The following is a 10,586-nucleotide window of genomic DNA, read 5'->3' as shown; positions in this document are numbered from 1 at the left end:
CTGACGTCTTGGACACTGGCAGGGGGCGCCGCTGGTGCCCTTTTTCCTGCGGGGCCGGCAGCCGGGGCGGCCGATCCGCCCGTCAGCTCCAGCCTTTGCGGAAGAAATGCGGCGAGGCGCCGAACTTGCGCTTGAACTGGCGGGAGAAATGCGTGGCTGAGTTGAAACCCGAAGCGAGCGCGATTTCGGTGACGCTCATCGAGGTTTCGTTCATCAGCGCAAAGGCGTGGCTGAGCCGCATGTCGAAGTAGACATGCATCGGGCTTTGGTTGAGGTAGCGCGAGAACAGCCGTTCCAGCTGGCGGCGGGAAATGTCGAGCCGGTCGCAGAGTTCGCCGATCGACAGCGGTTCCTCGATTGATTCCTGCATCAGCTGCAGCGCGTTCAGCAGCCGCTGGTTGCGGCTGCCGATGGCCACAGCATAGTTGGATTTCTGCGGTGCGGCCTGACCGCCCGAGCGCACATGCAGGCACATGTCGGCGACGATGATCGCGAGCTGTTTGCCGTGGCGCTCCTCGATCAAGTGCAGCATCATGTCGGTCGCGGCATTGCCGCCGCCGCAGGTCATCAGCGGGCCGGAGATTTCAAAAATATTGGGCGACGGTTCCAGGTTCGGGTAGCTCTCCAGAAACCCCGGCTGGTTCTCCCAGTGCAGGGTGAATTTGTGGTTCTTGATCAGCCCGGCCTGAGCCAGCGCAAAGGCGCCGGTGCAGATGCCGCCGATGGAGCGGCCAAAGCGGCTTTCGCGGCGCAGCCAGTTCAGGGTGATCTCGCTGGCTGCGTTATGCGGCTCCACGCCGGCGCAGACAAAGCCCAGCGAATCCGAGGGCAGGGGCTGCAGCGGCGTGTCCGGTGTGATCACCATCCCGTTGGAGCAATGCAGCGGCTGGCCGTCTTCGGTCATGATGTACCAGCGGTAGAGCCGGGTGCCGGTCACCTGATTGGCAATGCGTAAAGGTTCGATGGCGGCGGCCACGGGCAGCATCGTCGCCTTCGGCAGCAGCAGGAAATAAAAGTCCTGCGGCTCGCCTTCGAAGGGAACGGCGAGATTGGCGGCGGCGCCTTTCTGAACAAAACTGTCATCGGCCATTGCGGACCCCCAGCGCGGCACCCGGGATTTGGCCTCCGCGGGTGGAATTCGGACTTGAGTTTGTTTCCTAAGGCGCTGCCGCGCGCCGCAGCCCAAGAATAGCGACAGCGTTCCAACGGATTGCGACACAGTATGCAGCTTTGCGGCAACGTAAAATGGCTGCCGCCCCTTGCAGGTCAAAAGTGGCGATACTAAGACTCAGGTAACACAAGGTCGGGTATGGTGCCGGACATAAACAACGCAGGCAGGTCGAAATGATTGATCCCAGAGAAACGTACATGAATACCCTGGTCCCGATGGTGGTGGAGCAGACCAGCCGGGGCGAGCGGGCCTATGACATTTTTTCCCGCCTGCTGAAGGAGCGGATCATCTTCCTGAACGGTCCGGTGCACGACGGGATGAGCTCGCTGATCGTGGCGCAGCTGCTGCATCTTGAGGCGGAAAATCCGTCCAAGGAAATCTCGATGTACATCAATTCGCCCGGCGGCGTTGTGACCTCGGGCCTGTCGATCTATGACACCATGCAGTACATCAAGCCCAAGGTTTCGACTCTGGTGATCGGCCAGGCGGCTTCGATGGGGTCGCTGCTGCTGACTGCTGGCGAAAAAGGCATGCGTTTCTCGCTGCCGAATTCCCGCGTGATGGTGCACCAGCCCTCGGGCGGGTTCCAGGGCCAGGCGACCGATATCATGATCCACGCCGAGGAAACCCTGAAGCTGAAGAAGCGGTTGAACGAGATCTACGTCAAGCACACCGGCCAGGAATACGATAAGATCGTCGAGGCGCTGGAGCGGGACAATTTCATGTCTCCGGAAGAAGCCAAGGAGTTCGGCCTGATCGATGAGATCGTGGAAAACCGTGCTAAAGGCGACGAAGAGCAGGCCTAAGGCCTGCGGATGTGAACAGCCGTGTGCCCCGTGTTTGATTTGGGGCGCACTTTCACATTGTGGCGGCCTAAGCACTCGCTTAAGCTGGCAGAAAGTTGAGAAGCCCCGCGGTGCGGGAGCAGCGGACCGGGCGGACTGAAAGGTAGACCATGGCGACGAATTCAGGCGGCGACAGCAAAAACACCCTCTATTGCAGCTTCTGCGGCAAGAGCCAGCATGAAGTGCGCAAGCTGATCGCAGGCCCCACCGTGTTCATTTGCGATGAATGCGTCGAACTGTGCATGGATATCATCCGTGAAGAAACCAAGGCTTCCGGGCTGAAGGCCACCGATGGTGTGCCGACACCCAAGGACATCTGCCAGGTTCTGGATGACTATGTGATCGGCCAGGCCACTGCCAAGCGGGTGCTGTCGGTTGCGGTGCACAATCATTACAAACGTCTGAATCACGCTCAAAAGGCCGGGTCGGACATCGAATTGGCGAAATCGAACATCCTGCTGATCGGCCCCACCGGCTGCGGCAAGACCTTGCTGGCGCAGACGCTGGCGCGGATCCTGGATGTGCCGTTCACCATGGCGGATGCCACCACGCTGACCGAAGCCGGATATGTGGGCGAGGATGTCGAGAACATCATCCTGAAGCTGCTGCAATCGTCGGAATACAATGTCGAGCGGGCGCAGCGCGGCATCGTTTATATTGACGAGGTCGATAAGATCACCCGCAAGTCGGAAAACCCCTCGATCACCCGCGACGTGTCGGGCGAGGGCGTGCAGCAGGCGCTGCTGAAACTGATGGAAGGCACTGTGGCCAGCGTGCCGCCGCAGGGCGGGCGCAAGCATCCGCAGCAGGAATTCCTGCAGGTGGACACCACCAATATCCTGTTCATCTGCGGCGGCGCCTTTGCCGGTCTGGACAAGATCATCTCGGCCCGCGGCAAGGGCTCGGCGATGGGCTTTGGCGCGGATGTGCGCGACAACGACGAGCGCGGCGTCGGCGAGGTGTTCCAGGAGCTGGAACCCGAAGATCTGCTGAAATTCGGCCTGATCCCGGAATTTGTCGGCCGTCTGCCGGTGCTGGCAACTCTGGAAGACCTGGACGAGGACGCGCTGGTCATCATCCTGACCCAGCCCAAGAACGCCCTGGTCAAGCAGTATCAGCGTCTGTTTGAGTTGGAAGACACCGAGCTGGACTTTACCGAAGAGGCGCTGAGCGCGATTGCCCGCAAGGCGATCGAACGCAAGACCGGCGCCCGCGGGCTGCGGTCGATCATGGAAGATATCCTGCTGGATACCATGTTCGATCTGCCGGGCATGGACAGCGTGACCAAGGTGGTTGTGAACGAAGAGGCGGTGACCTCGGACGCGCAGCCGCTGATGATCCACGCCGATGCCGAGAAAGAGCCGGCCTCGGCAGGGTGAAGTCACAGGAATAGAGGCAAACGGCGCGGTCCTATCCGCGCCGTTTGCTTTTTCCGCCGGGATGGACAAGGGCGCTGCCCATGCAGCGGCGGGCCGCAGAACCCCCAGGATATTTCAGCTAACAAGAAGGAGTAGGGCAGTGATCAAACGGATTTCGTCTGGCGGAGAATTCGAGGCCAAAATCGGCTATTGCCGCGCTGTTGTGGCAGGCGGGTTTGTGCATGTGGCGGGCACTGTCGGCCAGGGCGATGATGCGGCGGCACAGTGCCGGTCGGCGCTGGACACCATTGGCGCAGCCTTGGAGAAGGCTGGCGCAAGCTTCGCGGATGTGGTGCGGGTGAACTACTACCTGCCGGATGCAGCGGAGTTCGAATCTTGCTGGCCGGTCCTGGCCGAGATTTTTGGTGCCAATCCGCCCGCGGCAACAATGATCGAGTGCAACCTGATCGATCCGAAGTTCCGGATCGAAATCGAGGTGACGGCGCTGGCACCGGCGGAAGGCTGAGCCGGTAAAAGCCCCGCAAGCGGGGCTGAGGCAAACCTGCCGATTCCCGCCGGGGGTCCCCCTGAGAGGGCGCAAGCCACTGGACCTTGGCGGGAAATTGGGCCATATCAGAGACAGAAAAATCCGGAGGCACCGATGGGAATCCTGAACACTCTTCTGAGCGCTGTGACCTGGTGGAACGGATCCACCCTGAACACCCGGATATTCACCGCCCGTAAAGGCATCAAGGTGGGCGAGGATGATCAGGGCAATGTGTTCTACCGCAACGCCGATGACAGCAAGCGCTGGGTGATGTTCAACGGTGAAGTCGAAGCCTCGCGGGTGAGTCCGGACTGGCACGGCTGGCTGCACCGCACCTTTGACGATCTGCCGAGCGAGAAGCCTTTGAAGCGCAAGTCCTGGGAAAAACCGCATCAGGAAAATCTGACCGGCACCATGATGGCCTATGCGCCGGCGGGGTCGATCCGCGCAGGCGGGGAACCCAAGGAGCGCCGCGACTATGAGGCCTGGGTGCCCGAGTAAAACATCTGCCAGAAGGCTGATTTCATGTCCCATAATCCTACCGAAGTTTTTGCCGGCGGCGTCGTGCTGGCGGCTGCTGTTGCCTTTGCCGTCTATGCCGGCCAGGCGGCCGGTCTGTCGCGCGGCGGCTCGACCTATGACTTGAAGGCCTCTTTCCGGTCGCTGGAAGGGGTCAGTGTCGGCACCGATGTGCGGCTGGCCGGGGTCAAGATCGGAACCGTGACCGGCGTCGGCCTGAACCCGGAAACCTTCCGCGCGGATACCATGTTCTCGGTCAACGAAGGCATTGAGATCCCCGATGACAGTGCGGTGGTGATCTCCTCCGAAGGGTTGCTGGGCGGAAACTTTGTCGAGATTATGCCCGGCGGCTCGCCTTTTGCCTTTGAAGCTGGCGATGAGATCGAAGATACGCAGGGTGCGGTCAGCCTGATTTCCCTGCTGGTCAAGTTTGTTGCCGGCGGCGGCGAGGGCGATTCTTGATGCGCTTTGTCGTGGCGGCAGTGGCCTGCGCGCTGGCCATGCCGGCCTGGGGCCAGGAGCGGCCGGCGGCGCAGGGCAGCGCTGCGGTGCTGAGAGCGCTGGACAAGGTCAACGGCCATACCATGGATGCGGAAGTGGCCATCGGAGCCAGTTCGGAAATGTTCGGCCTGCTGGTGACCGTATCGGACTGCCGTTTTCCCAAGGAGAACCCGACGGGGGATGCCTTTGCCTATCTGACCGTGCGGGACTCCGGCGATGGGGCCACGCATTTCCAGGGCTGGATGGTGGCGTCCAGCCCGGCGCTGAACGCGCTGGATCACAACCGCTATGATGTCTGGGTCATGCGCTGCAGCAGCAGCTGAGGTCCGGGCACAGCCGGCCGGGTGAAATCGGCATCCGTTTTCAGGGCTTCGCGTAATAGGGCCTGGTATCGCGCACGGGTAATCTCGATCCCGCCAAGCGATGCAAGGTGCGCGGTCAGGAATTGCGTGTCGCACAGCCTGTAGCCCGCCTGCACCAGCCTGTCCGTCAGATAGGCCAGTGCCACTTTGGAGGCATCGCGGCGGCGCGAGAACATGCTTTCGCCGAAAAAGGCGCCGCCCAGCGAGACACCATAGGTGCCGCCGGCCAGAACGCCATCCTGCCAGACCTCCAGCGAATGCGCGTTGCCCATCAGGTGCAGATCCAGATAGCGGTCGCGGATTTCCCCGTTGATCCAGGTCTCGGCCCGGTCGGCGCAGCCGTCCACGACAGCACCGAAATCCCGGTTCACAGTGACCTCAAAGCCGCCGTTGCGGATGCGTTTGGCCAGCGAACGGGAAATGCGGAACCCGTTCAGAGGCAGGATACCACGCAGCTTGGGATCGACCCAGAACACTTCGGGGTCGTCGCGGTGTTCGGCCATCGGGAAAACACCGGCGGAATAGGCGTGCAGCAGGAGGTCCGCAGTCAAGCTCATGGTGCTGGGCAGTATAAAGGAAAACATCAGGTAAAAGTAGAACGGGGCGCAGCCTGGCGGCGCGCCCCGTTGAAGTGTCCCGGTCAGCCGGGCTGGTTTTCTTCCAGCCAGCGTTCCAGCCAGTGGATGCCGTAGTCGCCGGTGTGGATATCCTGTTCCTGCAGCAGCGCGTGGAACAGGGGCACGGTGGTGTCGATCCCGTCGATGATCAGCTCGCCCAAGGCGCGGTTCAGGCGCGCCAGAGCCTCGGTCCGGTCGCGGCCATGCACAATCAGCTTGCCGATCAGCGAGTCGTAGTAGGGCGGAATCGAATAGCCGTCATAAATCGCCGAATCCATCCGCACACCCAATCCGCCGGGGGCGTGGTACTGGGTGATCTTGCCCGGGCAGGGGGAAAAATTCGGCAGCTTCTCGGCGGTGATCCGGACCTCGATAGCGTGGCCGTTGATTTCCAGTTCGTCCTGGGTAAAGGACAGCGGCAGACCTTCGGCAACTCTGATTTGCTCGCGCACCAGGTCGACGCCGAAGATCGCCTCGGTCACCGGGTGCTCCACCTGCAGACGGGTGTTCATCTCGATGAAGTAGAACTCTCCGTCTTCATAGAGAAATTCCACGGTGCCGGCGCCGGAATACCCCATTTTGCCAATTGCGTCGGCGCATATCTTGCCGATGCGGGCGCGTTCTTCCGGGGTGATGCTGGGACCGGGGGCCTCCTCGAACACCTTCTGGTGGCGGCGCTGCAGCGAGCAGTCGCGCTCGGCCAGATGAACACCGGTCTCCTTGCCGTCGCCAAAGACCTGCACTTCGATGTGACGCGGCTTCTGGAGGTATTTCTCCATGTAGACTTCGTCATTGCCAAAGGCAGCCTTGGCTTCCGAACGTGCGGTGGAGAATGCGGAGGCCAGCTCTTTTTCGTTCAGGGCCACTTTCATGCCGCGGCCGCCGCCGCCGGCGGTGGCCTTGATGATTACCGGGTAGCCCATGTCTGCGGCAGCTTTCCTGGCCGCGGCGATATCGGGCACGCCGCCGTCGGATCCCGGAACAACCGGAATGCCAAGTTTCAAGGCGGTTTCCTTGGCGGTGATCTTGTCGCCCATGATGCGGATGTGCGCTGCCGACGGGCCGATGAAAGTCAGCCCGTGGTCTTCGATGATCTGCACAAAATTGGCGTTTTCCGACAGAAAGCCATAGCCAGGGTGAATTGCCTGGGCGCCGGTGATCTCGGCGGCCGAGATGATGGCCGGGATCGACAGGTAGCTTTGGCTGCCGGACGGCGGGCCGATGCAGACCGATTCATCAGCCATGCGGACGTGCATAGCGTCGGAATCCGCAGTGGAGTGCACGGCGACCGATTTGATGCCCATTTCCCGGCAGGCACGGATCACGCGCAGGGCGATCTCGCCGCGGTTGGCAATCAGGATCTTGTCAAACATTGCAGATCCTTACTCGATGATGGCCAGGGGAGTTCCGAATTCAACGGCGGCGCCGTCTTCAACCAGAATGCGTTTCACGGTGCCCGCTTTCGGCGCCGGAATATGGTTCATGGTCTTCATTGCCTCGACGATCAGCAGGGTGTCGCCTTCGCTCACCTTCTGGCCCACGGAGATGAAGGCGGGCGAGCCGGGTTCGGGCTGCAGATAGACCGTGCCGACCATCGGCGAGGCCACGGCGCCGGGATGGTTGGCCGGGTCTTCGCTGGCGGCTGCGGGGGCTGCAGCGGCAGCGGCTTCAATCGGAGCAGCAGCAGCAGCGGCAGGCATGGCAACCTGCATCGGCGCGGCCATGGCGGTCTGGCGGGAGACACGCACATTCAGGCTGTCGTCGTCGCCATAGTCCCGTTTGACCTGCAGCTCGGTCAGGTCGTTTTCGCGCAGCAGTTCCGCCAGCGCCTTGATGAATGCCACGTCCGCTTCGTGAGATTTGTTTGTCATATTTTCCTCAGCCAATTTCGACAGGCCCGCCAGTGCAGGCGGGCCGGAAATTAGGGCGCTTATAGGGCAAGGATTACCGCAAGGAAAGCACCGTCGACCCGGGCTGTAACATGAAGGCAGATTGATGGATTTGCAATTGCCGGACTGTTTTTTATCTCACAGCGGCATGCCGGTCAGTTTGGCCACCAGTTCCGGCAGCTTGCGGGCGCCGAATTTCTGCAGCAGATGCGCGCGGTGGCTTTCCACTGTGCGGTAGGACAGTGCGAGCTGCTGGCCGATTTCCTTGGCCGACAGCCCCTTGCAGGTGAGGATTGCCACCTCGCGCTCGCGCGGGGTGAGCGAGACTACGGGGCGGTCCTCGGAGATATCGGCGAACGACCAGATGCCGGTCTGAAACGGCGCCTCGGGCGTGACCGAGCGGCCGCGCACCCGGCACCAGAACAATGCGCCAGCGCGGCGGCGCATGATACGCTCGTCGCTGTAGTTGCCGCTTTTGGCCTCGGGCTGCTGGAGCAGGACGCCGATGCGGTTGAAATCCTCCTGGCTGGGGTAGAGGTCGGCAATCGGCAAACCGGTGTAGTCTGCGGGGGTTCCGCCAAAGGTCGCAGCAAACTGCAGGTTGCACCGCGTGATGACGCGGCGTTCCAGCACGGCAAGGCCCACAGGGGCATGGTCAAAGGCAAGATCGCTCATATGGTGTTTCTACCCCGGTCTTTCTGCGGAATAGAAGGGGCTGATTGCGAGCCGCGGCACACGCCGCAGGGGCAAGCCGGAAGGGATAGGCGGATGAACATTGCAGTGTGGTTGCAGCGCATGGCGGCGGCGGACGCGGCGCGGCCTGCGTTGTTTCTGGGGCAGGAACAGGTTGCAGACTATTCAGGTTTTCACGCCCGCGCGGCGTCGGTGGCCGGCTGGCTGCAGGCGCAGGGGGTGCAACCGGGGGACCGGGTCGGTATTTTCATGAAGAATTGCCCGGATTATCTGATCGCCCTTTTTGGCATTTGGTATGCGGGTGCGGCGGCGGTGCCGATCAATGCCAAGTTGCATGGCAAGGAAGCAGAGTTCATTCTGGAGAACTCCGGTGCCAGGCTAGTGTTCACTTCGCCCGGCCTGACTGAGGCGGTGGATGGGACCGGCGCGGAGCTGCGCTGTGTGGATACTGCCGGAACGGAATATGCGGAAGCCGCGCAGGCTGACCCGGTTTCAGGGCCTGTTTTCCGCGCGCCCGAAGATCTGGCCTGGCTGTTCTATACCTCCGGCACCACCGGGCGGCCCAAGGGGGTGATGATCACCCACCGGATGCTGATGACCATGGCAATTGCCTATTTCGCTGACGTGGATCAGGTAAGCGCGGCAGATCAGGCGCTTTATAGCGCGCCGATGAGCCATGGGGCGGGGATTTATGCAGTTCAGCATGTTCTGGCGGGGGCTGCGCATGTCTGCCCGGTCTCGGGAGGGTTTGACGAGGCGGAGATCCTGGATCTGGCAGCGCATTTCGGGCGAGTTCACATGTTTGCAGCGCCCACGATGGTCACAAGGATGACCTCGGAAGCCAAGCGGCTGGACCGCAAGGGCGAGGGGCTGCGTACCGTGGTTTACGCAGGCGGGCCGATGTATGTGGCCGACATCGTGGAGGCGGTGGAGCATTTCGGCCCGAAGTTCGTGCAGGTCTACGGCCAGGGTGAATGCCCGATGGCGATCACCGCGCTGCCGCGCCACGATGTGCAGGACCGCAGCCACCCGCGCTGGCGCGAGCGGCTGGCCAGTGTCGGCAGGGCGCAAAGCGTGGTTGAGGTGCGGATCGGCACGCCGGAGGGGGACTTCCTGCCCGCTGGCAGCCACGGTAAGATCATGGTGCGCGGCGATGTTGTGATGCCGGGCTATTGGAATAACCCGGAGGCCACTAACAGGACACTGGTCGATGGCTGGCTGATGACCGGCGACATGGGTGTTTTGGACGCCGACGGCTACCTCACCCTGCAGGACCGCTCCAAGGACATGATCATCACCGGCGGTTCCAACGTCTATCCGCGTGAAGTCGAGGAAGTCTTGCTGCTGCATCCTGAGGTACGCGAGGTTTCGGTGGTGGGCCGCCCCCATGCGGACTGGGGCGAAGAGGTAGTGGCCTTTGTCGTGGGGGAGGCGTCGGATGCCAGTCTGGATGACCTTTGCAACAGCCGGATAGCTCGTTTCAAACGCCCCAAGGCCTATATCCGCATCGGGGCACTGCCTAAGAACAATTATGGCAAGGTGTTGAAAACCGAACTCAGAAAACGTCTGGCGGAGGATCAATAAGCGTTCCGGAGGGCAAAACCGGCCGGTCCTGATCAGAGCCGGCCTCAGCCCGCCGGCGCAGGCCAGCGAAAGGCCTGCATGACGGGATGATTTTTCAGATCGCCAGATATTCGGCGCGCAGTTCCTCGTTTTCCAGAACTTCGGCTGCGGTGCCGTCAAAGACGATGCCGCCGGTATCCAGGATTACCGCGCGGTCAGCCAGTTCCAGCGCGCGGACCGCATTCTGCTCGACAATAATGGTGGTCATGCCCTGTTCCTTGATGTGGATAAGGGTCTTTTCGATTTCGTCGACGATCACCGGGGCAAGGCCCTCGTAGGGTTCGTCCAAGAGCAGCACCTTGATGTCGCGGGCCAGCGCGCGGGCGATCGCCAGGATCTGCTGTTCGCCGCCTGACAAGGTCACGCCTTCCTGCTTGCGCCGTTCACCGAGACGCGGGAACAGGTCGTACAGACGCTCCAGAGACCAGCCAACGGGCGGCGCTATCTGCGCCAGCTGCAGG

At 61.9% G+C, this 10,586-nt stretch carries 13 protein-coding genes; 7 read left to right on the top strand and 6 right to left on the bottom strand.

Annotated elements, in window-relative coordinates; translation table 11 throughout:
- Positions 1 to 82: 82 nt before the first annotated feature.
- On the bottom strand, positions 83 to 1,090 hold the full coding sequence (locus tag VOI29_RS18275; RefSeq protein WP_323781897.1) for a GlxA family transcriptional regulator: 1,008 nt from the start codon (positions 1,088 to 1,090) through the stop codon (positions 83 to 85).
- Positions 1,091 to 1,344: 254 nt separating this feature from the next.
- Here VOI29_RS18275 and VOI29_RS18270 point away from each other — a divergent pair, with 254 nt between their 5' ends.
- The 6 genes from VOI29_RS18270 to VOI29_RS18245 all read left to right on the top strand — a co-directional run bounded on the left by VOI29_RS18270 (position 1,345) and on the right by VOI29_RS18245 (position 5,264).
- Positions 1,345 to 1,977, top strand: coding sequence for an ATP-dependent Clp protease proteolytic subunit (locus VOI29_RS18270; protein WP_323781895.1), 633 nt, complete (start codon positions 1,345 to 1,347; stop codon positions 1,975 to 1,977).
- A gap of 149 nt (positions 1,978 to 2,126) precedes the next feature.
- Positions 2,127 to 3,395, top strand: coding sequence for an ATP-dependent Clp protease ATP-binding subunit ClpX (gene clpX, locus VOI29_RS18265; protein WP_323781893.1), 1,269 nt, complete (start codon positions 2,127 to 2,129; stop codon positions 3,393 to 3,395).
- Positions 3,396 to 3,534: 139 nt separating this feature from the next.
- A complete protein-coding gene (locus VOI29_RS18260) occupies positions 3,535 to 3,900 on the top strand; it encodes a RidA family protein (RefSeq protein ID WP_323781889.1) in 366 nt (121 codons plus the stop codon).
- Between the two features lie 135 nt (positions 3,901 to 4,035).
- Positions 4,036 to 4,422, top strand: a complete 387-nt coding sequence (locus tag VOI29_RS18255) for an NADH:ubiquinone oxidoreductase subunit NDUFA12 (RefSeq protein ID WP_323781886.1) — start codon at positions 4,036 to 4,038, stop codon at positions 4,420 to 4,422.
- A 24-nt stretch (positions 4,423 to 4,446) separates the two neighbouring features.
- Positions 4,447 to 4,902 carry an outer membrane lipid asymmetry maintenance protein MlaD gene (gene mlaD / locus VOI29_RS18250; protein WP_323781883.1) on the top strand — a complete coding sequence of 152 codons (456 nt, stop codon included), beginning with the start codon at positions 4,447 to 4,449 and terminating at the stop codon, positions 4,900 to 4,902.
- Positions 4,902 to 5,264 carry a DUF2155 domain-containing protein gene (locus tag VOI29_RS18245; protein ID WP_323781880.1) on the top strand — a complete coding sequence of 121 codons (363 nt, stop codon included), beginning with the start codon at positions 4,902 to 4,904 and terminating at the stop codon, positions 5,262 to 5,264. Before mlaD ends, VOI29_RS18245 begins: the two co-directional genes overlap by 1 nt.
- On the opposite strand, the gene aat is transcribed toward VOI29_RS18245, so the two are convergent.
- The 4 genes from aat to VOI29_RS18225 all read right to left on the bottom strand — a co-directional run bounded on the left by aat (position 5,228) and on the right by VOI29_RS18225 (position 8,484).
- Complete coding sequence (gene aat, locus VOI29_RS18240; RefSeq protein WP_323781877.1) at positions 5,228 to 5,860, bottom strand: leucyl/phenylalanyl-tRNA--protein transferase; 633 nt, start codon at positions 5,858 to 5,860, stop codon at positions 5,228 to 5,230. The genes VOI29_RS18245 and aat overlap by 37 nt on opposite strands.
- Before the next feature lie 83 nt (positions 5,861 to 5,943).
- Positions 5,944 to 7,293, bottom strand: a complete 1,350-nt coding sequence (accC, locus tag VOI29_RS18235) for an acetyl-CoA carboxylase biotin carboxylase subunit (RefSeq protein WP_323781875.1) — start codon at positions 7,291 to 7,293, stop codon at positions 5,944 to 5,946.
- Positions 7,294 to 7,302: 9 nt separating this feature from the next.
- Positions 7,303 to 7,791, bottom strand: coding sequence for an acetyl-CoA carboxylase biotin carboxyl carrier protein (gene accB, locus VOI29_RS18230; protein ID WP_323781872.1), 489 nt, complete (start codon positions 7,789 to 7,791; stop codon positions 7,303 to 7,305).
- A gap of 156 nt (positions 7,792 to 7,947) precedes the next feature.
- Positions 7,948 to 8,484 carry a PAS and helix-turn-helix domain-containing protein gene (locus VOI29_RS18225; protein WP_323781869.1) on the bottom strand — a complete coding sequence of 179 codons (537 nt, stop codon included), beginning with the start codon at positions 8,482 to 8,484 and terminating at the stop codon, positions 7,948 to 7,950.
- Between the two features lie 93 nt (positions 8,485 to 8,577).
- Between VOI29_RS18225 and VOI29_RS18220 the strand changes: the two genes are divergently transcribed.
- A complete protein-coding gene (locus VOI29_RS18220) occupies positions 8,578 to 10,086 on the top strand; it encodes a class I adenylate-forming enzyme family protein (protein ID WP_323781867.1) in 1,509 nt (502 codons plus the stop codon).
- Between the two features lie 94 nt (positions 10,087 to 10,180).
- Here the strand turns inward: VOI29_RS18220 and VOI29_RS18215 are convergent.
- A partial coding sequence (locus tag VOI29_RS18215; protein WP_323781864.1) for an ATP-binding cassette domain-containing protein occupies positions 10,181 to 10,586 on the bottom strand: 406 nt, incomplete at its 5' end.

The sequence above is a fragment of the Leisingera sp. genome (assembly GCF_034669605.1).
In the GTDB taxonomy this organism is placed as follows: Bacteria; Pseudomonadota; Alphaproteobacteria; order Rhodobacterales; family Rhodobacteraceae; genus Leisingera.
Note: the sequence above shows the minus strand (reverse complement) of the source record. Positions and strands in the feature narration are given on the sequence as shown.